We start from the raw sequence: 23,908 nt of genomic DNA on the forward strand, positions 1-23,908 counted from the left end.
AGGTCATGTTAGCACCCGGCGGCCACCAAGAGAAAACCGCAGCCCGCTAGACTGAGCCACGTGCTTCTTTCAGATCATGACATCCGCGACGCGATCGACACCGGCCGGCTCGGCATCGAGCCCTACGACCCGGCGCTGGTGCAGCCGTCCTCGGTGGATGTGCGCATGGACCGGTTCTTCCGGGTGTTCAACAACTCGAAGTACACCCACATCGACCCGAAGCTGGAGATGGAGGACCTGACCACCCTCGTCGAGGTGCCGGAGGGCGAGGCGTTCGTCCTCCACCCGGGCGAGTTCGTGCTCGGCTCCACCCTGGAGAAGTTCACGCTGCCCAGCGACCTCGCGGGCCGTCTGGAGGGGAAGAGCTCCCTCGGCAGGCTCGGCTTGCTGACGCACTCGACGGCGGGGTTCATCGATCCCGGCTTTTCCGGCTACATCACCCTCGAGCTGTCCAACGTGGCGAACCTTCCGATCACCCTGTGGCCGGGCATGAAGGTGGGCCAGCTGGCGCTGTTCCGCATGACCTCCGCGGCCGAGGTGCCCTACGGCTCCGGCGCGCTGGGCTCAAAGTACCAGGGGCAGCGCGGGCCGACCCCGTCGAAGGCGTACCTGAACTTCCGCTAGTTTCCTTCCCGGGCGAAGACGCGGCGCGCGTGCCATGATGGTTCGCATGCGTATGACGGTTATCGGCACCGGGTATCTCGGTGCGACCCACGCCGCGTGCATGGCCGAGCTCGGCCACGAGGTGCTGGGTGTGGATGTGGACGAGAACAAGATTTCGCGGTTGAAGAACAGCGAGGTCCCGATTTACGAGCCGGGTTTGCCGGAGGTGTTGCAGCGCAACATCGAGGCGGGTCGGCTGGATTTCACCACGGATTACGCCCGGGCGGCTGAGTTCGCGAACGTGCATTTCATCGGGGTGGGCACCCCGCAGCAGCGTGGTTCGTACGCGGCGGACACGCGCTATGTCGAGGCGGTTATCGACGACCTCGTGCCGCAGCTGCAGGGTGATCACCTGATTCTGGGCAAGTCGACGGTGCCGGTGGGTACTGCGGCGGCGCTGCAGGAGCGCGCCGACAGGTTGGTGCAGCCGGGTGCGTCGGTGGAGATCGCGTGGAACCCGGAGTTTTTGCGGGAGGGGTACGCGGTCAAGGACACCATCGAGCCGGATCGTATTGTGCTGGGCACCCGTGGTCGGGATTCGCGGGCGGAGGAGATCGCCCGTCAGGTGTATGCGACGCCGCTGGGTTCGGGCACGCCGTTTATTGTGACGGATCTGCAGACCGCGGAGCTGGTGAAGGTGTCGGCGAACGCGTTTCTGGCCACGAAGATCTCGTTTATCAATGCGGTCAGCGAGGTCTGTGAGATCGTGGGCGCGGATGTGACGCAGCTTGCCGACGCCATCGGCTACGACGACCGCATCGGCCGCAAGTTCCTGGGCGCGGGCCTGGGCTTCGGCGGCGGATGCCTGCCGAAGGACATCCGCGCGTTCATGGCGCGCGCCGGCGAGGTTGGTGCGGATCAGGCCCTGACCTTCCTGCGCGAGGTGGATGCGATTAACATGCGGCGGCGCCAGCGCGTCGTGGACATCGCGCGCGAGGAGCTCGGTTCGCTGATCGGGCGGCGCGTGACGGTGCTGGGTGCGGCGTTCAAGCCGAATTCGGATGATGTGCGTGATTCGCCGGCGTTGGCGGTGGCGGGGCAGCTGTCGTTGGCGGGTGCGGACGTGCGCGTCTACGACCCGGAGGCGATGGACAACGCGCGCCGCGTGTTCCCCACGCTCGACTACGCGGCTTCGCTTGATGATGCCCTCTCCGGCGCCGAGTTGGTCATCCTCGCCACGGAGTGGCAGGTGTTCCGCGAGATGGATCCTGTCGCGGTGGGTCGGGGCGTCGATAAGCGTGTGCTCATCGACGGGCGCAACGTCCTCGACCTCGAGGCCTGGCAGGCGGCCGGCTGGACCGTGCGCGCGCTCGGGCGGGGTTAGGAATCCACAGGGTAAGAACTAAAGGGCAAGAATCCGCCCGTGGAGGCCGAATCGGTGGATTCTTACCCTTCCGTTCTTGCCCTTGAGGAGCGCGCCTCCGCGATCATCCGCATCACCCCGTCCATGTTGCTCAGTAGATCCTCGAAATAGACGCGCCGGATGACGAAGCCGCGGTTGAGCAGAGCCCGTTCCCGGTCGCGTTCCCGCATGAGAACGTCGTGCGGGGCTGTCGCGTACTTCGAGCGGCCGTCTATCTCGACGATGAGGAAGTCGTCGAAGAGGAAATCGGCGCGGTAGCCCGCGACGGGGGCCTGGAACCGCCACCCCGTGACGCCGCGGTCGATGAGCTCACCGCGGAACCAGCTCTCCAAAGGTGAATCCGCCTGCAGGCTGGCGTGCTCCAGGACGCGCAGCACGTCGCTCTTGCCCCGGAACCGGCCCATCCGCTCCAGATGCCAGCGCACGTCAGCCGCCGTGATGTCGAAGTCGCGCAGCACCGCGTCTGTGGCAACAAGCCCCTCGCAAAAGCCGTGGTAGCGAGCGATATCTATGCAGGTCCGCGCCGGGGTGGTGGCGCGCGCCCCGTGTACCTGCAGAATCTCGTCGCTGCCGAGGCCGGCCTTGCGGTAGCGGATGCCCGGAATGCGCCCCTTGACGGAGGGGATACCACCCGAGGGCACGGCCGCCTCGGGCACCTCGTTGCTCAGGGCGATGACCGGGATCCCCGTCACCCGCGCGGCGGAACGCCCGACGAGCACCCCCTTCGTCATGCTGCGGCCGGTCGCGAGGGCCTGCAGGTTCTGCCTCTGCCAGTGCGGCAGCCCATCCCAGATGTCGCGCTGAACGATCTGGGTCGGCGCGACGTAGTGGTACTCGTGTTTCGCCAGGTGGAGGCGTGTGCCCTGGTCATGTCTGTGAGCGTGCGCGTATCCGTGAGCAGCGCCGCCAGGTCCCCCATGGTGTCAAAACCCATGCCGACATCATCGCCGCTGGGCGCCGGGCAGGCCACGCGGTGGGCGCTGGGCTGTGGATAACTCGTTCAGGGTAAGAACAAAAGGGCAAGAATCCCACAATTCTGCCGTCGAAGGTGGATTCTTACCCTTTAGTTCTTACCCAAACCCCTAGTGCTGGTGGTAGTCGCTCAGGAAGTTGCCGAGCCGCTCGATGGCGTTTTCGAGCTGAGAGGCCCAGGGCAGCGTGACCACGCGGAAGTGGTCCGGGGTGGGGTAGTTGAAGCCGGTGCCCTGCACCATGAGGATTTTTTCCGATTTGAGCAGGTCGAGCATGAAGCGCTCGTCGTCGTGGATGTTGTACATCTCGGTGTCGATCTTCGGGAAGGCGTAGAGCGCGCCCTTCGGCTCGACGACGGACACGCCCGGGATCTCCCGCAGCTTTTTCACCGTGATGTCGCGCTGCTTGGTCAGGCGCCCGTTCTCGGCGGTGAGCTCGTAGATGGACTGGCGCCCGCCGAGGGCCACCTGGATGGCGTGCTGGCCCGGCACGTTGGCGCACAGGCGGGTGCCGGAGAGCAGGTCGAGGCCCTCGATGAAGCCCTTGGCGCGGCGGCGGGGGCCGGTAATGATCATCCAGCCGGCGCGGTAGCCGGCCACGCGGTAGGCCTTGGACAGGCCGTTGAAGGTCACGGTGACCAGGTCGGGGCCGACCTCCGCCATGGAGATGTGCTCCGCTCCGTCGTAGAGGATGCGGTCGTAGATCTCGTCGGAGAAGACCACCAGCTGGTTCTCCCGGGCGATCTGGGCGATGCCTTCGAGGGTTTCGCGCGAGTAGACGGCGCCGGTCGGGTTGTTGGGGTTGATCACCACGATGGCCTTGGTCTTCGGGGTGACCTTCGACCGGATGTCCTCGAGGGAGGGGTTCCAGTTGTCCTCCTCGTCGCAGAGGTAGTGCACCGGGGTGCCGCCGGCGAGGCTCGAGGCGGCGGTCCACAGGGGGTAGTCCGGGGTGGGGATGAGGATCTCGTCGCCGTCGTTGAGCAGGGCCTGCGTGCTCATGGTGATGAGCTCGGAGACGCCGTTGCCGAGGTAGACGTCGTCGATGTCGAAGGTGGGGAAGTCGTCGATCATCTCGTAGCGGGTCACGATGGCGCGTCGGGCGGGGATGATGCCCTTGGAGGTGGAGTAGCCCTGCGAGGTTGGCAGGGCGGCGATCATGTCGCGCATGATGACGTCGGGGGCGTCGAAGCCGAAGATGGCGGGGTTGCCGGTATTGAGCTTGAGGATGGTGTGGCCGTCGCGCTCCATCTCCTCGGCGGTGGTGCTCACCGGCCCGCGGATGTCGTAGAAGACGTTTTTCAGCTTGTCGGCCTGGTCGAAGTGGCGGTGCTTGCGCGGCGCCCGCTTCTCTTTCTTCGGGGCCTTCTCTGTGGCCTCGTCCTTCTTGTTGCTCATAGGGCAATACTAGCCACGACCCGCCCGGTGGGACAGGTAGTCCGATGAATGGGCGCGCCCGCTTCTCGACGCCCCCTCCGCCAGCCTCTCGGAGCCTAACCCTTCTTGAACCGGCTGACCGTCTGCTGCGCCACGTTGATGGCGTCGGTGGTCAGCTGGCTGACCTGTTGGCGGCGCTGGGCGCGCTGGGCGGCGATCTCGTGGGCGCGGGAGGCCTCGATCTCCAGCTGCTGCACCCGCACGAGCTCGCGGCGGCGGCGCTCCAGCTGGCGGATGCTCGGGGTGTACCACTCGTCGGGGCCGACCTTCATTACGTAGAGCAGGATGAACAGGGTGGGGATGATGAGCAGGGGCAGTGCGGACAGCCCACTCGACGTGACGGCGCCCGCGACGCCGCTCAGGGCGAAGGAGCCCAGGGTACCCAGCCAGAAGACCCCGGCGCGCATGCGCTGGCCCTGGCGGCGGGTGGCGCGGATCTCGTCCGCGCCGTAGAGGGCGGGGTCTTATAACCAACTGGCGCTGCCGACGGTCTACCCCGTTGAGAAATACGTGGGGACCCGTTCCTTTAACAAAAAAAAAAAACACTAATACCTCGGCTGGCGACACACGTTAGATCCATCTATAAGCTCAACACGGGTGATAANGGCTCGGAGGGGGTGAGCAGCGCGGGGACGGCGGCGGGTGCGGCGGTGGTGGGGAGGTCGTCGAAAAGCGGGGTGAGGTCGGAGAGGAACTGGGCGCGCGCGACGGCCTCGCAGCGGCTGTCGAACTCGTCCATGGTGAGGCGACCCTCGCCGAGCGCCCGGCTGAGCGTGGCGATGGCCTCGGACCTCTCCGCGTCGCTGATCCTGAAGTTGCCGTATGAGGTGCTCACGAAACCAATACTAGCTATTCCCCGGACGCGAACTGGGACTGGTGAAGCCGCCAGTAGGCGCCCCGGCGGTCGAGGAGCTCGGCGTGGCTGCCCTGCTCGACGATGCGCCCGGCCTCCATGACGAGGATGAGGTCCGCGTCGCGGATGGTGGAGAGGCGGTGGGCGATGACGAAGGAAGTGCGGTCGCTGCGCAGCGCGTTCATCGCCTTCTGCACGAGCACCTCGGTGCGGGTGTCCACGGAAGAGGTGGCCTCGTCGAGGATGAGCACCGCCGGGCGCGACAGGAAGGCGCGCGCGATGGTGATCAGCTGGCGCTCGCCGGCGGAGATGGAGCCGCCGTCCTGGTCGATGACGGTGTCGTAACCCTCGGGCAGCGAGTGCACGAAGCGGTCCACGTAGGTGGCCTTCGCCGCCTCGATGACCTCCTCGTCGGTGGCGTCGAGCCGACCGTAGCGGATGTTGTCCATGATCGTGCCCTTGAACAGCACCGCGTCCTGCAGGACCATGCCGATGTTTCCGCGCAGCTCGGCGCGCGTCATGCCGCGGATGTCCACGCCGTCGAGCAGGATCGCGCCGGAGTCGACGTCGTAGAAGCGCATGAGCAGGTTGACCAGGGTGGTCTTGCCCGCGCCGGTGGGGCCCACGATCGCCGCCGTCTGGCCCGGGGCGACCCGCAGGTTCAGGTCCCGGATCAGGGGCTCGTCGGTGTAGGAGAAGGAGACATCCGCGAACTCGACGCGGCCCTCCACCGGTCGCGCCCGGGCGCCGGCAGCCGCGTCGGGTGTCTCCTCCTCGGCGTCGAGGAACTCGAAGATGCGCTCTGCGGAGGCGACGCCGGACTGCAGCATCTGCGCCATGCCCGCGATCTCGCCGAGGGGCTGGTTGAACTGGCGGGAGTACTGGATGAACGCCGTGGCGTCTCCCAGCGTCATCGAGCCGGAGGCCACCTTCAGCCCGCCGAGGACCGCGATGACCACGTAGGACAGGTACGAGATGAACTGCATGATCGGGTGCATGGAGTTCGAGAGGAACTGGGCGGTGGAGGAGGCGTCGAAAAGCGCGGCGTTCTTGCGCTCGAACTCCTCGCGCAGGGACTCGGTGCGCCCGAAGATGAGCGCCACCTCGTGGCCAGTGAAGGACTCCTCGACGTGCCCGTTGAGCTCGCCGGTCGACTTCCACTGCGCCGTGAACTGCTTCTGGCTGCGCGTTCCCACTACGCCCATCACCACGCCGGTCAGCGGGATGGCCAGCAGGGCGACGAGCGCGAGCTGCCAGGAGATCCAGAACATCATGACGATGATGCCCAGCACCATCAGCACCGCGTTGAACAGCTGGGCCAGCGCCTGCTGCATAGCCTGCTGGACGTTGTCGACGTCGTTGGTGGTGCGCGACATGACATCGCCGCGCTGACGCGAATCGAAGTAGTTCAGCGGCAGGCGGTTGAGCTTGTCCTCCACGTCGCGGCGCAGCCGGTAGACGGCGGCCATGGTGATGCGGTTGAGGATAGCCCCCTGCGCCCACATCAGCACGCTCGAGGCGAGGTAGAGGACGAGCACGGTGATGATCAGCGCGCGCAGCCGCTCGAAGTCGATACCCTCACCGGGGCGCAGGTCCATCGCCGCCGCCATGTCGGCGAAGTGCGCCTGCCCCGCCGCCCGGATCCCCTCGACGGCCTGCTCCTTGGTCACGCCTGCGGGGATGCGCTTGGAGAACACACCGGAGAAGATCACGTCCATCGCGCGGCCCATCACGCGCGGGGCGTAGACGGCCAGCACCACGGAGGCGGCGTTCATGAGCAGGACGGCCGCCAGCGCCACCTTGTAGGGCGCGAGCAGCCCGAAGAGGCGCTTGGCGGAGGGCCAGAAGCGCTTCGCGTTGCGGGGCGCCTTGTTGGACCAGTCGTCGCCCGCCATCTTCTCCTCGAAGTCGGCGAGCTGCTCGTCGGTCATCTGCTCACTCATGCGTGCACCTCCTCCTGCGACGCGCAGATTTCTCGGTAGGTCTCGCTGCTTTCCAGCAGCTCGTCGTGGGTGCCGCGCGCCACGATGCGCCCGGCCTCCATCACCAGGATCTGGTCTGCCCCGCTAATCGACGCCACCCTCTGCGCCACCACGATCACCGTCGCGTCGCGGGTGTAGGCCGTCATGGCCTCCCGCACCTTCGCGTCCGTGACGGCGTCGAGGGCGGAAAACGAGTCGTCGAAGAGGTACACCTTCGGCCGCGCCACCAGCATCCGCGCGATGCACAGGCGCTGGCGCTGCCCGCCGGAGACGTTGGTGCCGCCCTGGGCGATCGGCATGTCGAGGTCCTCGACGAATCCCGCCTGCGCGGTGGCCAGGGCCTCCCACAGCTCGGCGTCGGTGGCCTCCGGGTTGCCCATGCGCAGGTTGGTGGCCACGGTGCCGGAGAACAGGTACGCCTTCTGCGGGACCATCGAGACGCGCTCGACGAGGTCCGCGCGGTCCATCTCGGTGACGTCGGTGCCGTCGACCAGCACGCTGCCCGAGGAGGCGGCGTGCAGGCGCGGGATCAGCGAAAGCAGCGTGGTCTTGCCGGAGCCGGTCGAGCCGATGATGGCGGTGGTGGTGCCGGGGGTGGCGGTGAAGGTGACGTCGTTAAGCACCGGCTCCTCGGCCCCGGGGTAGGTGTAGGACACCCCGCGGAGCTCGACGACGCCCTCGCTGCGCTCCGGGGTCCGCGTGCGCTCCGGGGCGGGGATGGCAGGCTCGTGGGCGAGGAGCTCGTTGATGCGGCGGGCGCAGACGAGCGCGCGCGGCAGCATCATGGCCATGAAGGTGCCCATCATGACGGCCATGAGGATCTGCATGAGGTACTGCATGAAGGCGGTGAGTGCCCCGACCTCCACCACGCCCTCGTCGACGCGGTGCCCGCCGAACCACAGCACCGCAGCGGTGGCGAGGTTGAGGATGAGCATGATGACGGGGAAGAGCATCACGAACACCCGGCCGATGTTTAGCGAGACGCGGGTGATCTCCTCGTTCGCGCCGCGGAAGCGCTCCTCCTCGAATTCCTCGCGGCCGAAGGCGCGCACCACGCGGATGCCGGCAATCTGCTCGCGCAGCACGCCGTTGATATTGTCCAGCTTGCCCTGCATCGACTTGAACATGGGAAGCAGCAGGGAAATGAGCACGCCGACGACCACGAACAGCGCGCCGACGGCGACGACGACGAGCCAGGACATGCCGGGGTCCTGGCGCACCGCCATGATGATGCCGCCGAGCGCCATGATCGGGGCTGCGACCATGAAGTTCAGGAAGAGCAGGAACACCATCTGCACCTGCTGGACGTCGTTGGTGCCGCGGGTGACCAGGGTCGCCGTGCCGAAGTGGCTGAGGTCCTCCGCGGAGAATTCGTTGACCCGCGTGTAGACGTCGCGGCGCACGTCGCGGCCGACGCTCATCGCGGCGCGGGCCGCGAACCACACCGCCGCGACCGCGGCGATTACCTGGACGAAGGCGACGGCGAGCATGACGCCGCCGACGCGCCAGATGTAGGGGATGTCGGCGCGCGCGACGCCCTGGTCGATGATCTTGGCGTTGAGGTCGGGCAGGTAGAGGGTGGCGAGGGTGGTCACCAGCTGCAGCACGATCACGAGCGCGATGTAGCCCGTGTACGGCCGCGAGGCGCGGGCGAGGATTCTGACGAGGTCCAACGCGTGGGCCCTTTCCTATCTGAAGTTGGGACCCGTCCATCCTATACCGGGGCCCCGACACGAAGATTCCCCGCGGAGAACGGGTCGAAAGACGAGCATGTGGGCGTTGCGGGGCCGGTTTTCGCGGCGGTTTCGGCCCAGATGCTCGTCTTAGCCCTCAGGGGACGAAAAAACGAGCATGTGGCGAACCTTGAGGCCCGTCACAGGCCCCGGGGACGCCACATGCTCGTTTTCGAAAAGGGAAAGGCGCGTTCTACTCGCCGCGCGAGTGGCGGACCATGTCCTCCCACTCGACGACCTTCTTGCGCTCGCGCGGGTTGAGCTCGCAGGCCTCGCCGAGGGCGCGCTCGGCCTTGTCCAGCGCGTACCAGCCGTCCCAGGTGGTGTAGCGGATGCCGCGGTCCTCCAAAAGGCCCAGGATGGCGTCGGGGTCCTCGAACTTCGGCGCGCTGAGCTTGCCGGCCTCGGCGTCGGCGATGAGCATGTCGGTGGTTTCCTTGGCGTCGGACTTGGTGTTGCCGATCAGGCCGACGGGGCCGCGCTTGATCCAGCCGGTGACGTAGAGGGAGTCGGCGAATTCGGAGCCGTCCATGACGTGGCCGCCGTCGTTGGGGATGACGTTGCGCTCAAGGTCGAAGGGCACGCCCTCGACGGGCTCGGAGCGGTAGCCGATGGCGTGGTAGACCTGCTGGACCGGCCAGTCGGTGAACTTCCCGGTGCCGCGGATGCTGCCCTCGCCGTCGAGCTCCTGGCGCTCGGTGCGGATGCCGACGATGGCGTCGCCGTCGCGAAGCACCTCGACGGGCTCCTCGAAGAAGTGGATGTGGATCTTGTGCGGGGAGTCGTCCGGCTCGCGCATGGCATACTGTTCGAGGACCTGGCAGTTCAGGTCGATGGACTTGTCGGCGCGGCGGACCTCCTCGGACTGCTGGTCGTAGTCGATGTCCTCTGGGTCGACGAGGACCTGGATGGTGTCGGAGAGGTCGAGCTCGCGCAGCTCCTTCGGGGTGAACTTGGCCTGGGCGGGGCCGCGGCGGCCGAACATGTGCACGACCTCGGCCCTGTTGTTCTTCAGGGATTCGTAGACGTTGTCCGGGATCTCGGTGACGAGCAGCTCGTCGCCGGTCTTGGCCAGGATGCGGGCGACGTCGAGGGCGACGTTGCCGACGCCGATGACGGCGACCTCGCGGGCGTCGAGGTTCCAGGAGCGCTCGAAGCGGGGGTTGCCGTCGTAGAAGCCGACGAACTCGCCGGCGCCGATGGAGGCGTCGCCGCCCGGGATGAGCAGCTCGCGGTCGCGCACGGCGCCGGTGGAGATGACTACGGCGTCGTAGTAGTCGCGCAGCTCGTCGATGGTGATGTCCTTGCCCACCTCGATGTTGCCGAGCAGCCGCAGCTGCGGCTTGTCCAGGACGCGGTGCAGGGAGTTCACGATGCCCTTGATGCGCGGGTGGTCCGGGGCGACTCCGTAGCGGATGAGGCCGAACGGGGCGGGCATCTGCTCGAAGAGGTCGACGTGGATGTCGTGCTCTTCGTTGCGGATGAGCAGGTCAGATGCGTAGATACCGGCGGGGCCGGCGCCGATGACGGCGACGCGCAGACTCATACGTGATGGTCCTTTCCAAGGGGGTCGTGTTTTTATTCATCCATGATAACTCATAGACCGCTTAGTCTGAAAAACTACCCGCCGCGGCGGCGATGTCAAGCGGGTGCCCCAGTTTCCATTCACGGAACGCGGCAGGTCTATTAATTTCATGCACGTTAGGGCAGGTGAGGGCCGGTAAAATGACCGGTACCATTGCCGTAGACAAAGCAGTATGGCATGCTGGCTCGACATTACGGGAAGAGTAATTCTGATAGACCAATCGGTCTGAAACCGGAACAGGAGCGTCCATGACTGCGGCACACACGGCACCCAGGAAGGCCCGGCCCCGAAAGCCCGAGGGCCAGTGGCTTGTCGACGGCACCCAACCGCTCAACCACGACGAGGAGCTCAAGCAGCTCGAACCCGTGCTGCAGGTCAAGCAGCGCGTCATCGACACCTACTCCAAGCAGGGCTTCGCCTCCATCCCCCCGGAGGACCTCGCGCCGCGCTTCAAGTGGCTCGGCATGTACACCCAGCGCAAGCAGAACCTGGGCGGCGAGTTCACCGGCCAGGACAACTCGGTGCTGCAGGACGAGTACTTCATGATGCGCATCCGCTTCGACGGCGGCCAGTGCACCACCGAGCAGGCCCGCGCCGTCGGCGAGATCTCCCGCGACTGGGCGCGCTCCACCGTCGACCTGACGGACCGGCAGAACATCCAGCTGCACTGGGTGGCCATCGAGGACGTCCCCGCCATCTGGGACAAGCTCGAGGGCGTCGGGTTGAACACCTGGGACGCGTGCGGCGACGTGCCGCGCGTGGTGCTCGGCTCGCCGGTGGCGGGGATCGCCAAGGACGAGATCATCGACGCCACCCCGGCGATCCGCAAAATCCACGAGATCGTCACCGACGAGGAGTTCCAGAACCTGCCCCGCAAGTTCAAGACCGCCATCTCCGGCAACGCCCGCCAGGACGTGGTCCACGAGGTCAACGACCTCGCCTTCATCGGCGTCGAGCACCCCGAGCTCGGCCCCGGCTTCGAGTGCTACGTCGGCGGCGGGCTGTCCACCAACCCGATGCTGGCCCAGTCGCTCGGCGCCTTCGTCACCCTCGAGCAGGTGCCGGAGGTGTGGGCGAACGTGGTGCGCATCTTCCGCGACTACGGCTACCGCCGCCTGCGCAACCGCGCGCGGCTGAAGTTCCTGGTGGCGCAGTGGGGAGTCGAGAAGTTCCGCGAGATCCTGGAGAAGGACTACCTCGGCTACGCGCTTCCCGACGGCCCGAAGGCCCCCAGCAACCTCGTCGACCGCGACCACATCGGCGTGCACGAGCAGAAAGACGGCAACTTCTACATCGGCGTCAAGCCCACCCTCGGGCACATGTCCGGCGAGCAGCTCATCGCCGTGGCGGAGCTCGCTGAGTCGTACGGGCTGACCCAGCTGCGCTTCACCCCCTTCAAGGAGCTTCTGTTCCTCGATGTGGCCCCGGGTGACGTCGAGAAGTTGCAGGCGGACCTGGAGGAGATGGGCCTGTACTCGAAGCCCTCCGAGTTCCGCCGCGGCCTGCTCTCGTGCACCGGCCTGGAGTACTGCAAGCTCGCGCACGTGACCACCAAGTCCCGCGCCATCGAGCTCGCCGACGAGCTGGAGGAGCGCTTCGGCGACCTCGATTCGCCCATCACCATCTCGCTGAACGGCTGCCCCAACGCCTGCGCCCGCCACCACATCTCCGACATCGGCCTGAAGGGCCAGATGGTCGTGGGCCCGGACGGGGAGAAGGTGGAGGGCTTCCAGGTCCACCTCGGTGGCACGATCGGCGAGGGCGCCAACTTCGGGCGCAAGCTGCGCGGCCACAAGGTGCTCTCCTCCGAGCTGACGGAGTACGTCACGCGCGTGGTGGAGAACTACGTCTCCGACCGCACCGACGGCGAGACCTTCCGCGCCTGGCTGCAGCGCGCCGACGAGGAGAAGCTCCAGTGAGCCTGCGGCGCGCGCCCAACCCGAACCGGAATTTCCCCACCTACTGCCCCTACTGCGCGGGCGAGGACCTCTACCCGAACGAGGAGACGGATTTCGCCTGGAAGTGCGGGGAGTGCCTGCGCATTTTCGAGGTGAAGTTCTACGGCCAAGACGACCCGGCCGTCTCGCACGCCCCCGCGAAGTCCACCGAGGAGGCCCTCCGCGACTCCCTCGCCCGCAACGGACACGCTGCAGCCCTCGCGGGTTTCAGCGAGACTGATGGGAACCAGAGAAAGGTGACACACAATGCTTAATCTGCTTGGTGGTGACGCCGGCTACCGCGACCCGGAGGTCTCGCCGGAGGGCCCCACGACCACCGCCCCCCTTCCGGAGGAGACGCTCGAGCGCAACCGCGAGCTCGTGGATGAATACGCCGGCGAGCTTTACGACGCCCCCGCCGAGGCCATCCTCGCCTGGGCGCACGAGCACGCGCCCGGCGACGTGGCGGTGACCCTGTCGATGGAGAACACCGTGCTGGCGGAGCTGGCTGAGAAGCACCTGCCGCGCGCGGACTTCCTCTTCCTCGACACCGAGTACCACTTCCCGGAGACGTTGAGCGTGGCCGACGAGGTGGAAGCGCGCTACCCCGGCCACCGCCTGGTGCGGGCCACGGCCGTGCTGCCGCGTGAGGAACAGGACAGGGTCTACGGGCCGAACCTCTACCTGCGCAACCCCACGGCCTGCTGCCGGATGCGCAAGGTGGAGCCGCTGGCGGTGTCGCTGTCGCCCTACGTCGGTTGGGTCACGGGCCTGCGCCGCGCGGACGGGCCGACCCGCGCCGAGGCCCCGGCGCTGTCCCTGGACACGACCGGCCGGCTGAAGATCTCCCCGCTGGTGACGTGGTCGCTGGAGGACACGGACGCCTTCATCGAGGACAACAACCTGATCGTCCACCCGCTGACGCGCCAGGGCTACCCCTCGATCGGCTGCGCCACGTGCACCCTGCCCGTCGCCGAGGGCGAGGACCCGCGCGCCGGGCGCTGGGCGTTTTCCACCAAGACGGAGTGCGGGCTGCACGGCTAGGGCCCGGGTGAACCGCGAGCGAAAGAAGAGACGAACAACAGTGACTATTGCAACCAGTAACGCACTCTCCCCGCACCTGAAGGAGCTTGAGGACGAGTCGATCCACATCCTGCGCGAGGTGGCGGGGCAGTTCGACAAGATCGGGCTGCTCTTCTCGGGTGGCAAGGACTCCTGCGTGGTGCTCGAGTTGGCGCGGCGCGCCTTCGCCCCGACTGCCATGCCGATCGAGCTGCTCCACGTCGACACCGGGCACAACTTCCCCGAGGTCATCGAGTTCCGCGACCGCATCGTCGCCGAGTACGGCGTGCGCCTGCGCGTGGCCGCCGTGCAGGACTGGATCGACCGCGGCGACCTGGTGGAGCGCCCCGACGGCACCCGCAACCCCCTGCAGACGGTGCCGCTGGTGGAGACGATCGCCGAGGTCGGCTACGACGCCGTGCTCGGCGGCGCGCGCCGCGACGAGGAGCGCGCCCGCGCCAAGGAGCGCGTCTTCTCGGTGCGCGACTCCTTCGGCGGCTGGGACCCGCGCCGCCAGCGCCCCGAGCTGTGGGACCTCTACAACGGCGAGAAGCTGCCGGGCGAGAACATCCGCGTCTTCCCCATCTCCAACTGGACCGAGGCCGACGTGTGGGAGTACATCGGCGCCCGCGGCATCCAGCTGCCGGACATCTACTACGCACACGAGCGCGAGGTGTTCAACCGCGACGGCATGTGGCTGACCGCCGGCGACTGGGGAGGCCCCCGCGAGGGCGAGACCCTCGAGGTGCGCCGCGTGCGCTACCGCACGGTGGGCGACATGTCCTGCACCGGCGCCGTCGAGTCCAACGCGACGACCATCGACGAGGTGCTCGCCGAGATCGCCAACTCCACCTTGACCGAGCGCGGCGCGACCCGCGCTGACGACCGACTCAGCGAGTCCTCCATGGAAGACCGCAAGAAGGAGGGCTACTTCTGATGACCGCCACCACGCTTCTGGCCGAGCGCCAGACCCTGCGTCTGTGCACCGCCGGCTCTGTCGACGACGGCAAGTCCACCTTCGTGGGCCGCCTGCTGCACGACACGAAGTCGGTGCTCGCCGACCAGCTCGCCAGCGTCGAGCGCACTTCCGCCGACCGCGGCTTCGAGGGCCTCGACCTGAGCCTGCTCGTCGACGGCCTGCGCGCCGAGCGCGAGCAGGGCATCACCATCGACGTCGCCTACCGCTACTTCGCCACCGACAAGCGCACCTTCATCCTCGCCGACACCCCGGGCCACGTTCAGTACACCCGCAACACGGTCACCGGCATGTCCACCTCCCAGGTCGTGGTGCTGCTTGTCGACGCCCGACACGGCGTCGTCGAGCAGACCGTGCGCCACCTCAACGTCGCCGCGCTGCTCGGCGTGAAGACCGTGATCCTCGCCGTGAACAAGATCGACCTGGTGGACTACTCCGAGGACACCTTCGCCGCGATCAGGGCCGACTTCGAGCGCAAGGCCGCCGAGCTGGGCATCGCCGACCCGCACGTGGTGCCCATCTCGGCGCTCAAGGGCGACAACGTGGTCGAGCGCTCCGCCAACATGGACTGGTACACCGGCTCGACCGTGCTCGAGCTGCTCGAGGAGATCCCGGTGCACTCCGGGCGCGCCCTCGACCTGGATTTCCGCTTCCCCATCCAGTACGTGCTGCGGGAGCACGCCAGCGACTACCGCGCCTACGCGGGCCGCGTCGAGGCGGGCCGGATCGCGGTCGGCGACGCCGTCACCGCCGGCGGGCGCGCCACGACCGTGATGCACATCGACACCGCGGACGGCGAGGTCGAAACGGCCGAGGCCGGCGAGTCCGTCGCCCTGCGCCTCGCCGACGACATCGACCTGACCCGCGGCGACCTCATCGCCGGCAGCGCGGTGCCGGAGCCGGTGCGCGAGTTCGCTGCCACAGTCGTCGGCCTCACGGAGAAGGACGTCGCGCCGGGCCAGGCCGTCAAGCTGCGCATCGGCACCGCGCTCGTGAGGGCGCGCGTGGCGAGTGTCGACCGCCTGGTGGACATCGACTCGCCGTCCGGCGACGTGGAGGGTCCCGCCTCCTTCGGCCTCAACGACATCGCGCACGTCACCGTCCAGACCGCCGCCGACGTCGTCGCCGAGGACTACGCCGCCCGCGGCGCGGTGGGCAACTTCCTGCTCATCGACCAGGCCAGCGGCAACACCCTGGCAGCCGGGCTCGTGGGAACGCGGCTGCGCTAAGGGGGACACCATGACCGCGCTGATCACCCTCTCCCACGGCTCCCGCCACGCGCGGGCGCACGACGGCATCCGGCGCCTCACCGCCCGGGCCGGCGCGGAGCTGGGGGTCGACGCGGTCGACGCCCACCTGGAGTTCACCACCCCCGACCTCGCCGGGGCGGTGGAAACACTCCGCGACGCGGGCCACAGCGAGGCCATCGTCGTGCCCCTGCTGTTCACCCGCGCCTTCCACGCCACCCACGACGTGCCCGCCGCGCTCGAGGCCGCCTCCGGCGCCGGCGTCACCCTGACGCTCGCCGAAGGGCTGGGGCAGGGAGGGGACGTCGTCAAGCTGCTCGCGGCGCGAGTGCCTGACGACGCCCACACCATCCTCTACCCGGTGGGCACCTCCAACGCCGCGGCCGCGGAGGCGACCCTGCGCATGGGGGAGCGCCTCGCCGAGACCACCGGGCAGGCGGTCACCGTCGTCCCGGCCACCGGGTGCGGCGAGACCACCGGCAACGAGGGCATCGCCGAGGTCGCAGCCCGCCACGCGCGGGTGCACCTGCTGCCCCTGTTCGTCACCGAGGGCCTCCTACTCGACCGCGCCGTCGACGTCCTGGACGAAATCCAGCAGGTCACCGGCTCCACAATCACCCGCTCAGAGCCCCTGGGCACCGACCTTTCGGAAATCATCGCCGCCCGCTACCGGGCGGCCCGCACAGAAAGCACGGGGTCCTAGAGATGTACAAGCTGACCACCCTGACATTCATCGCCATCGCTGGACTCGCCGCCCAGCTCGTCGACGGCGGGCTCGGCATGGGCTTCGGAGTCACCTCCACCACCATCCTCATCATGCTCGCCGCCCTCGGCCCCGCCCAGGCCTCTGCGGTCGTGCATACCGCAGAGCTCGGCACGACGCTCGCCTCGGGAATCTCACACTGGCGCTTCGGCAACGTGGACTGGAAGGTCGTCGCCTGCATCGGCATCCCCGGCGCGGTCGGCGCCTTTACCGGCTCCACAATCCTGTCCAACCTGTCCACCGAGGCGGCGAAACCGGTGATGAGCCTCATCCTCGCGCTCATCGGCCTCAACCTCATGCTGCGCTTCTCCCGTGGGCTGGTGCACCGCACTGTTACGCAGAAGCCGCACTCGCGGGGCTTCCTCGGCGTCCTCGGAGTCTTCGGCGGTTTCGTCGACGCCACCGGCGGCGGAGGCTGGGGGCCGGTGACCACCTCGACCCTGCTGTCCGCCGGCCGCTCCGAGCCGCGTCGCATCGTCGGCACCGTCAACACTGCGGAGTTCCTTGTCACCGCCGCGGCCACCGCGGGCTTCGCGATCGGCATGTGGGAGGACCTCGTCGCCAACCTGGCCGCCGTCGTGGCGCTGCTGGTGGGAGGCGTCATCGCGGCGCCGATCGGGGCGTGGCTGGTGTCCAGGCTCAACCCGATCCTGCTCGGTGGGATCGTCGGCACACTCATCGTGCTGCTCAACCTGCCGGTCGTGCTGAAGGCCGTCGGCGTGACCGACCACCTCTGGGTCGTCCGCGTGGCGGTGCTGCTCCTGGGTGCTGCGCTGTCCGCGCGGGGCGCGCTGCGGGCGCGGGCGAACTCCCGCGCCGCCTCGGAGAAGGAGGGGCACAGCCCGTGCGAGGCGGAAGTCCCGCAGGTGGAGGCAGGGCGCTAGCAGCACGTTTTCGGGGCGGGCTGCTTCACTTGCTGCGCGTTCTCTTGCTCGACGTGCGGCGCGGCCTGTTGCTTGTCCTGTTACTCGACCGATGCGGCACTGCGTGGGCAAAAGCCCAGGAGCGATGTGCGAACCGTCGAGTAGCGGCGCTGGACAAAGACCTCAGCACTGAATTGAGTCGTAAAACTGCCCGAATTTGCGCTGAGGTCTTCCGGGACGCGAAGGCGAGGTCCTGTTACTCGACCGATGCGGCACTGCGCGGGCGAAAGCCCAGGAGCGATGTGCGAACCGTCGAGTAGCGGCGCTGGACAAAGACCTCAGCACTAAATTGAGGCGTAAAACTGCAGCGCAGATCTCAGGGGATCTTGTGCGTCCACTCCGCCGTGCCGAACTTGGACGCGACGAGTTCTTCGGCGGCGGTGATGTCGGCGTCGTCAAGCGTAGTGCGCTCCGAGGGGTAGCGAGACATGAAGGTGCCGATCAGCGTCTCGATGACCTCCTCGCGCGGCACGCCCGTCTGGCGGCGCAGCGGGTCGACGCGCTTCTTCGCGCTGCGCAGGCCCTTGTCGGCGACCTTGACCTTGCCGATGCGCAACACCTCCATCATCTTGTCGGCGTCGATGTCGTAGCTCATCGTCGTGTGGTGCAGCACCGCGCCGGGAACGCGCTTCTGGGCGGCGCCGCCGATCTTGCCGCCGTCGGAGGTGATGTCGTTGATTGGCACGTACCAGGCGTTGACGCCGAGCGACTTCAGGCCCGCGAGCACCCAGGCGTCGAGGTAGGAGTAGCTGTCCACGTAGCTCAGGCCCTTGACGATGGTGTCGGGCAGGTACATCGAGTAGGTGACGCAGTTGCCGCCCTCCATGAACATCGCGCCGCCGCCCGAGATGCGCCGCACCGGCACGATCCCGTGCCGGTCCACGCCCTCCTCGTCCAGCTCGTTGGAATAGGACTGGTACGAGCCGAAGACGACCGCGCGGTCCTCCCACTCCCAGAAGCGCAGGGTGGGGTTGCGTCGGCCCGCGCGGACCTCGTCGAGCAGGTGCTGGTCGAGCGCGACGTTGACCGGGGTGGGCAGGACGGGGGAGTGGATGACGTCCCAGGTGTAGTCCGTGATGTCCTTCGCGCCGACCACCGCGCGCCGGGCCGTGACCGCGACGTCCTTGGCGTCGAAGCCGTGGAGGGTCACGCCCTCAATCTCGCCCAGCTCACGCTCGATACGGGTCTGCAGCGCGGCGGCGTCCTCGTCGACGTCCGCGCCGACGAGCGCGCGGTTGAGGGCGTCGTAGGCCTCCTCCGGTTCGAGGAAGAAGTCGCCCGAGATCACCGCGCCGGTGATGCGCTCGCCGTCGGAGGTGACGTCCGCGACGACGAGCTTGCCGCCGGGGACCTTGAGTTCGAAGTGGTGCTGTGCCTGTGGCTGTGTCATGTCCGCGACTATAGGCGCGCGCGGCGCTAGCCTGGAGCCCCATGAGCATCCTTGTCGTCGCGGCCATGAAGGAAGAGGCCGCCGAAATCTCCGCCCGCACCACACACGAGGTCCTGGTCACGGGCATCGGTACGATCCCTGCGACGATCGCGCTGACGAGGCGCCTCGCTGCGGGGCCGCTGCCGGAGCGCGTTATCAACGTCGGCACCGCGGGGGCGCTCAGCGACGTCCCGGCCGGCGTCTACGAGATCGAGTCGGCCGTGAAGCACGACCACAGGGCGCTGCACATCCCGGGGCTGACGGATTTCGTGTACCCGCGCCGCTTCGAGCTGGACACCCTCACCGAGCTGCCGAAGGCGCGGCTCGCCACGGGCGACACCTTCGTCAACACGACCGCGCTGCGCGCAGAGCTCGCCCGCGAGAGCGAGCTGGTGGACATGGAGGGCTACGCCCTGGCCGCCGTGTGCAGCGAGTTCCGCGTCCCGCTGAGCATGCTCAAGCAGGTCTCCGACAACGCCGACGAGACCTCGGACGTGTCCTGGCCGGAGTCGCTCGCCGCTGCGGCGGTGGAGCTGCACGACGCCCTCGCGCTTCTCTGATGGACCTCTCGCAGACCCGGACCTTCGCCGAGGAAGCGGGCATCGCGCTTTCCGACGACCCCGCGCCCCTGTTCCAGCTGCTCACCCTGTGCATGCTCCAGGCGAAGCCGATCAAGTCCTCCGTGGCGGTCGCGGCGGCGCGAGGCCTGTTCGCCGCCGGCCTGACCACGCCGGAGACAATGCGCGCGGCGCCGCGCTCCCGGCTCATCGGCGTGTTCGGGGCGACCGGCTACAAGCGCTACGACGAGTCCACCGCCACCAGGCTGCACGCCATGAGCGCGGCGCTTGTCGACGCACACCGCGGCGACCTGCGGGAACTTCGCGCCGGGGCGCCCTCGTCGCTCGAGGTCTTCGACGGCGTCGGACCCGCCTGCGCGGCGATGTTCGCGCGGGAGGTGCAGGGGGTGTGGCCGGAGCTCGCCCCGGCCTTCGACAAGAAGGCGCTGCAGGGGGCGGGAGCCCTCGGGCTGCCGCAGGATCCCGGGGCGCTGGCGGAGCTCGGCGACGACCTGCCGCGGCTGGCGGCGCACCTGGTGCGGGTCGCGCTGGAGGGGAGGGCGGGCGCGAAAAAACCCGCCGGATGATCCGGCGGGCGTCGCTAAGCGTGCTCTACTTCGCGAACTCCTCGACGATCGCCTTGTTGAAGGCGGGCAGGTCGTCCGGGGTGCGGGAGGAGACGAAGCCGCCGTCGACGACGACCTCCTCGTCGACCCACGCCGCGCCCGCGTTGGACAGATCCGTCTTCAGGGAGGGGTAGGAGGTCATCTTGACGCCCTTTATGGCGTCGGCCTCGGTGAGGATCCAGCCGCCGTGGCAGATCACGCCGACCGGCTTGTCCGCGCCGCGCAGCTCCTTGACCAGCTTCACGGCGTCCTCATCCTGGCGGATGGTGTCGGCGTTGCCGGTGCCGCCGGGGAGGATGAGTGCGTCGTAGTCGGAGGCCGAGGCGTCCGCGGAGGTGACGTCGACCGCTACCTTGGTGCCGTTCTTGCCCTCGATCTCGCCGGATTCGGTGGAAATAACCTGGGTGGTCGCGCCCGCAGCCTCGACCGCCGCCTTCGGGGAGGTCAGCTCGGAGTCCTCGAAACCGTTGGTGGAGATGATCGCGATCTTCTTGCCGTTCAGGTCAGCCATTGCGCCTGTCCTTTCGTCTGTGTGTGCTAGTTTCTTACGCCGTCCAGCGTAGGGAAAAACAACGCGCCCCGCAGAAGCCCTGCGGAGCGCGTGTTTTCGGGGGACGTCAGGCGTCGTCGCTGTCGAGGGAGCGGCGGCGGGCCCTGTCGTCGGCCTCGGTGCCCTCGGGGTCGATCGCCCGGGTCTTGCCGGGGACCTCCTTGTCGTAGGTCTTCTCCGGCGCCTCGTCGTCGCGGGGCACGCGCGTGGAGCCGCCGGGGGCCGCCTTGCGACGCCCCATCGCCGCCAGGTGGTCCCGCACGGCCAGGAAGGCCCCCTTCGAGTCGAGGGTCTGGCTCTGCTGGGTGGCGATCTTGATGTCGTCGGCGGTGATCTCCCCCGCGCGCAGCGCCGTCATCTCGGCCCAGTAGCCGAGCCACACCGCGATGACCGCGGCGACCGGCACTGCGAGGAAGGCGCCGACGATGCCGAACAGCGTGCCGCCCACCGTGACGGAGAGCAGGACGATGGCGGCGTGCAGACCCATCGCGCGCGACTGCAGGATCGGCTGGAGGATGTTGCCCTCCAGCTGCTGCACCGCGATGACGAGGAGCAGGGCGAACAGGGCGTTCATCGGGCCGTTGGACACCAGCGCGACGGTGATGGACAGCACGCCCGCGGTGAACGCACCGATGATCGGGATGAAACCGCCGAAGAAGGTCAGCACCGCGAGGACGGGCCAGAGCGGGACGCCCAGCAGGACGAGGCCGAGGCCGATGAAGACGGCGTCGACGGCCGAGACGATCGCCTGCGTGCGGATGAACCCTGCGAGGGTGTTCCACGAGCGCATGAGCACCTCGGTGAGGTGCCAGCCGGCCTTCACTCCGACGTACTTGCGCAGCCACGGCAGGAAGCGGTCGCCGTCCTTGAGGAAGAAGAAGGTGAGGATGAGCGTGAGCACCAGCGTCGTGCCCACCGAGGCGACCACGCCCAGGCCGGACATGACGCCGGAGGCGATGTTCGAGGCCTGGCCGCGCACGAAGTCCGTCGCCTGCTGGAGGGTCTCCTGGACGCGGTCGGCGTCGATGATGCCGATGTCCATGCGCTCCTCGGCCCACGCCACGATGTCGGTGATGCCCTGCTGGGACTGGGCGATCAGCTGGCCGCCCTGGTCGCGCACGAGCGGGGCCATGAGGGCGAAGATGGCGGTGATGATGCCGAAGAACGCGACGAGCACGAGCGAGACCGCCGCCGCGGCGGGCATGCGCAGCTTGTTGCGCAGGGTGCGCACGGGCGGCCAGAGGACCGTGCTCACCACGAGGGCGAGCATCGCGGGGAGGAGCCCGACCCAGAGAAACTTCAGCAGGTAGAGCAGTAGCGCGGTCGCCGCGACGATGATGATGAAACGCAGCGCCCAGGCGGCGGCGGTGCGCCCGTCCGAGGCGATGATCTCGCCGCGGTCGAGCTGGTCGCCCGACAGCTCGTGGGCGGCGTCGGCCGGGGTGGGGTACATCTCCGGCTCGTGCACCGCGGTGTCGAGCGCGCCGACGAAGTCCTTTTCGCTGCCGTCGCTGCCGCGGGGGATGCGGTTGTTTTCGCTAGTCACGCCTGGCAATTATGCCAGACCGGGGAGCTGAGGGGAAAGCGCGGGAGGGGGCGTCGAAAAGCGGGGAGCGAATGCGTGGCGGGCGGGCGGCGCCCCGGGTAGCGTGAGGTGAAACAGCTTTTGCGGAGGAAAGGAAATGCGATGACCGTCTACCCGAACCCCGGCACCGAGGGCTCGAAGGTGAACTTCAGGAAGCGCTACGACAACTACATCGGCGGGGACTGGGTCGCCCCGGCCGAGGGGGAGTACTTCGACAACATCACCCCCGTCACCGGTGAGGTGTTCTGCCAGGTCGCGCGCGGCACCGCGGCGGACGTGGAGAAGGCCCTCGACGCCGCCCACGCCGCGGCCCCCGGCTTCGGCGCCACCAGCCCCGCCGAGCGCGCGCTCATGCTACACCGCATCGCCGACCGGATGGAGGAGCACCTCGAGGAGATCGCCGTCGCGGAGACGTGGGAGAACGGCAAGGCGGTGCGCGAGACGCTCGCGGCCGACATCCCCCTGGCCATCGACCACTTCCGCTACTTCGCGGGCGCCATCCGCGCGCAGGAGGGCAGGCTCTCCCAGATCGACGAGGACACCATCGCCTACCACTTCAACGAGCCGCTCGGCGTGGTCGGGCAGATCATCCCGTGGAACTTCCCGCTGCTCATGGCGGCGTGGAAGCTCGCCCCGGCGCTCGCGGCGGGCAACGCCGTGGTGCTCAAGCCGGCGGAGCAGACCCCGGCGTCCATCCTCTACCTCATGGAGATCGTTGGCGACCTCATCCCGGCGGGCGTGGTCAACGTGGTCAACGGCTACGGCGACGAGGCGGGCGTGGCGCTGACGGGGTCGGACCGCATCGCCAAGGTCGCCTTCACCGGGTCGACGGAGGTGGGCAAGATCATCAACAAGGCCGCCGCCGACAAGATCATCCCCGTGACCCTCGAGCTGGGCGGGAAGTCCCCGGCCCTCTACTTCGAGGACATCATGGACAAGGATGACGAGTTCCGCGCCAAGGCCGTCGAGGGCTTCGCCATGTTCGCCCTCAACCAGGGCGAGGTGTGCACCTGCCCCTCGCGCGCCCTGGTCCACGAGTCCATCGCCGACGAGTTCCTCGCCCTCGGCGTCGAGCGCGTGAAAGGCATCAAGGTGGGCAACCCCCTCGACACCGACGTCATGATGGGCGCGCAGGCCTCGCAGGAGCAGATGGACAAGATCACCGGCTACCTCGAGCTCGGCCCCAAGGAGGGCGCGGAGACGCTCACCGGCGGCCACGTCAACCACATCGACGGGCTCGGCGGGGGCTTCTACATCGAGCCAACCGTGTTCAAGGGCACCAACGACATGACGATCTTCCAGGAGGAGATCTTCGGCCCGGTGCTCTCCGTCGTCACCTTCCGGGACTTCGACGAGGCGATCCGCATCGCCAACGACACGATCTACGGCCTCGGCGCGGGCGTGTGGTCGCGCAACGGCAACGTCGCCTACCGCGCGGGCCGGGCGATCAAGGCCGGCCGGGTGTGGGTGAACCAGTACCACTCCTACCCGGCGCACGCGGCGTTCGGCGGCTACAAGCAGTCGGGCATCGGACGCGAGAACCACCTCATGATGCTGGCCCACTACCAGGAGACCAAGAACATGCTCGTGTCCTACTCGGAGAGGGAGACCGGCCTGTTCTAGGCACCCGCTTCACGACGTCCCACCCGCCCGCCTCCTGAACGGC

The 23,908-nt window shown here is 68.1% G+C and carries 22 protein-coding genes; 12 read left to right on the forward strand and 10 right to left on the reverse strand.

What is annotated here, in order from left to right; all coding sequences use genetic code 11:
* Positions 1-60 precede the first annotated feature (60 nt).
* Together dcd and DYZ02_RS07910 are read left to right on the forward strand one after the other, a co-directional pair.
* On the forward strand, positions 61-624 hold the full coding sequence (dcd, locus tag DYZ02_RS07905) for a dCTP deaminase (protein ID WP_115685750.1): 564 nt from the start codon (positions 61-63) through the stop codon (positions 622-624).
* Between the two features lie 46 nt (positions 625-670).
* Positions 671-1,987, forward strand: coding sequence for a UDP-glucose dehydrogenase family protein (locus DYZ02_RS07910; RefSeq protein WP_115685751.1), 1,317 nt, complete (start codon positions 671-673; stop codon positions 1,985-1,987).
* Between the two features lie 62 nt (positions 1,988-2,049).
* On the opposite strand, the gene DYZ02_RS07915 is transcribed toward DYZ02_RS07910, so the two are convergent.
* From DYZ02_RS07915 to DYZ02_RS07945, 7 genes are all read right to left on the reverse strand, one after another.
* The gene (locus DYZ02_RS07915; protein ID WP_115685752.1) at positions 2,050-2,757 is read right to left on the reverse strand and encodes an endonuclease domain-containing protein; all 708 of its coding nucleotides are present in this window, start codon (positions 2,755-2,757) and stop codon (positions 2,050-2,052) included.
* Between the two features lie 351 nt (positions 2,758-3,108).
* Entirely contained in the window at positions 3,109-4,395 is a 1,287-nt protein-coding gene (locus DYZ02_RS07920) for a pyridoxal phosphate-dependent aminotransferase (protein WP_115685753.1), read from the reverse strand.
* Between the two features lie 95 nt (positions 4,396-4,490).
* Positions 4,491-4,841, reverse strand: a complete 351-nt coding sequence (locus DYZ02_RS07925; RefSeq protein WP_115685754.1) for a hypothetical protein — start codon at positions 4,839-4,841, stop codon at positions 4,491-4,493.
* 173 nt (positions 4,842-5,014) lie between these two features.
* Positions 5,015-5,269 carry a DUF1707 SHOCT-like domain-containing protein gene (locus DYZ02_RS07930; RefSeq protein ID WP_115685755.1) on the reverse strand — a complete coding sequence of 85 codons (255 nt, stop codon included), beginning with the start codon at positions 5,267-5,269 and terminating at the stop codon, positions 5,015-5,017.
* Between the two features lie 14 nt (positions 5,270-5,283).
* Positions 5,284-7,230 carry an ABC transporter ATP-binding protein gene (locus tag DYZ02_RS07935; protein WP_115685756.1) on the reverse strand — a complete coding sequence of 649 codons (1,947 nt, stop codon included), beginning with the start codon at positions 7,228-7,230 and terminating at the stop codon, positions 5,284-5,286.
* Positions 7,227-8,942: an ABC transporter ATP-binding protein gene (locus tag DYZ02_RS07940; RefSeq protein WP_115685757.1), complete on the reverse strand. Its 1,716-nt coding sequence runs from the start codon at positions 8,940-8,942 to the stop codon at positions 7,227-7,229. The genes DYZ02_RS07935 and DYZ02_RS07940 overlap by 4 nt, the downstream gene beginning before the upstream one ends.
* A gap of 253 nt (positions 8,943-9,195) precedes the next feature.
* On the reverse strand, positions 9,196-10,548 hold the full coding sequence (locus DYZ02_RS07945; protein ID WP_115685758.1) for an FAD-dependent oxidoreductase: 1,353 nt from the start codon (positions 10,546-10,548) through the stop codon (positions 9,196-9,198).
* A gap of 287 nt (positions 10,549-10,835) precedes the next feature.
* Between DYZ02_RS07945 and DYZ02_RS07950 the strand changes: the two genes are divergently transcribed.
* The 7 genes from DYZ02_RS07950 to DYZ02_RS07980 are packed head-to-tail and all read left to right on the forward strand — an operon-like array spanning position 10,836 to position 17,456.
* Positions 10,836-12,506, forward strand: a complete 1,671-nt coding sequence (locus DYZ02_RS07950; protein ID WP_115685759.1) for a nitrite/sulfite reductase — start codon at positions 10,836-10,838, stop codon at positions 12,504-12,506.
* Positions 12,503-12,799 (forward strand): hypothetical protein, encoded by a 297-nt coding sequence (locus DYZ02_RS07955; RefSeq protein ID WP_115685760.1) that lies wholly within the window; start codon positions 12,503-12,505, stop codon positions 12,797-12,799. Before DYZ02_RS07950 ends, DYZ02_RS07955 begins: the two co-directional genes overlap by 4 nt.
* Positions 12,792-13,568 carry a phosphoadenylyl-sulfate reductase gene (locus DYZ02_RS07960; RefSeq protein ID WP_115685761.1) on the forward strand — a complete coding sequence of 259 codons (777 nt, stop codon included), beginning with the start codon at positions 12,792-12,794 and terminating at the stop codon, positions 13,566-13,568. Before DYZ02_RS07955 ends, DYZ02_RS07960 begins: the two co-directional genes overlap by 8 nt.
* Before the next feature lie 40 nt (positions 13,569-13,608).
* Entirely contained in the window at positions 13,609-14,523 is a 915-nt protein-coding gene (gene cysD, locus DYZ02_RS07965) for a sulfate adenylyltransferase subunit CysD (protein ID WP_115685762.1), read from the forward strand.
* Positions 14,523-15,791: a sulfate adenylyltransferase subunit 1 gene (locus tag DYZ02_RS07970; RefSeq protein ID WP_115685763.1), complete on the forward strand. Its 1,269-nt coding sequence runs from the start codon at positions 14,523-14,525 to the stop codon at positions 15,789-15,791. Before cysD ends, DYZ02_RS07970 begins: the two co-directional genes overlap by 1 nt.
* Before the next feature lie 10 nt (positions 15,792-15,801).
* Positions 15,802-16,512, forward strand: a complete 711-nt coding sequence (locus tag DYZ02_RS07975) for a sirohydrochlorin chelatase (RefSeq protein ID WP_115685764.1) — start codon at positions 15,802-15,804, stop codon at positions 16,510-16,512.
* Between the two features lie 11 nt (positions 16,513-16,523).
* Complete coding sequence (locus DYZ02_RS07980; protein WP_181896985.1) at positions 16,524-17,456, forward strand: sulfite exporter TauE/SafE family protein; 933 nt, start codon at positions 16,524-16,526, stop codon at positions 17,454-17,456.
* 355 nt (positions 17,457-17,811) lie between these two features.
* Here DYZ02_RS07980 and lplB read toward each other — a convergent pair whose 3' ends face one another.
* The gene (gene lplB / locus DYZ02_RS07985) at positions 17,812-18,885 is read right to left on the reverse strand and encodes a lipoate-protein ligase small subunit (protein ID WP_115685766.1); all 1,074 of its coding nucleotides are present in this window, start codon (positions 18,883-18,885) and stop codon (positions 17,812-17,814) included.
* Between the two features lie 41 nt (positions 18,886-18,926).
* Between lplB and DYZ02_RS07990 the strand changes: the two genes are divergently transcribed.
* Positions 18,927-19,484 carry a nucleosidase gene (locus tag DYZ02_RS07990; RefSeq protein ID WP_115685767.1) on the forward strand — a complete coding sequence of 186 codons (558 nt, stop codon included), beginning with the start codon at positions 18,927-18,929 and terminating at the stop codon, positions 19,482-19,484.
* The gene (locus DYZ02_RS07995; RefSeq protein WP_115685768.1) at positions 19,484-20,068 is read left to right on the forward strand and encodes an HhH-GDP family DNA glycosylase; all 585 of its coding nucleotides are present in this window, start codon (positions 19,484-19,486) and stop codon (positions 20,066-20,068) included. The genes DYZ02_RS07990 and DYZ02_RS07995 overlap by 1 nt, the downstream gene beginning before the upstream one ends.
* Positions 20,069-20,093: 25 nt before the next feature.
* Here DYZ02_RS07995 and DYZ02_RS08000 read toward each other — a convergent pair whose 3' ends face one another.
* Both DYZ02_RS08000 and DYZ02_RS08005 read right to left on the reverse strand, forming a co-directional pair.
* Complete coding sequence (locus DYZ02_RS08000; protein WP_115685769.1) at positions 20,094-20,618, reverse strand: type 1 glutamine amidotransferase domain-containing protein; 525 nt, start codon at positions 20,616-20,618, stop codon at positions 20,094-20,096.
* A 106-nt stretch (positions 20,619-20,724) separates the two neighbouring features.
* Positions 20,725-22,110, reverse strand: coding sequence for an AI-2E family transporter (locus DYZ02_RS08005; protein WP_115686430.1), 1,386 nt, complete (start codon positions 22,108-22,110; stop codon positions 20,725-20,727).
* 234 nt (positions 22,111-22,344) lie between these two features.
* On the opposite strand from DYZ02_RS08005, the gene exaC reads away from it, so the two are divergent.
* Positions 22,345-23,865: an acetaldehyde dehydrogenase ExaC gene (gene exaC, locus DYZ02_RS08010; RefSeq protein WP_115685770.1), complete on the forward strand. Its 1,521-nt coding sequence runs from the start codon at positions 22,345-22,347 to the stop codon at positions 23,863-23,865.
* Positions 23,866-23,908: the final 43 nt, after the last annotated feature.

Origin of the sequence: Corynebacterium senegalense, from assembly GCF_900411315.1 — a bacterium.
GTDB classification, from domain to species: Bacteria; Actinomycetota; Actinomycetes; order Mycobacteriales; family Mycobacteriaceae; genus Corynebacterium; species Corynebacterium senegalense.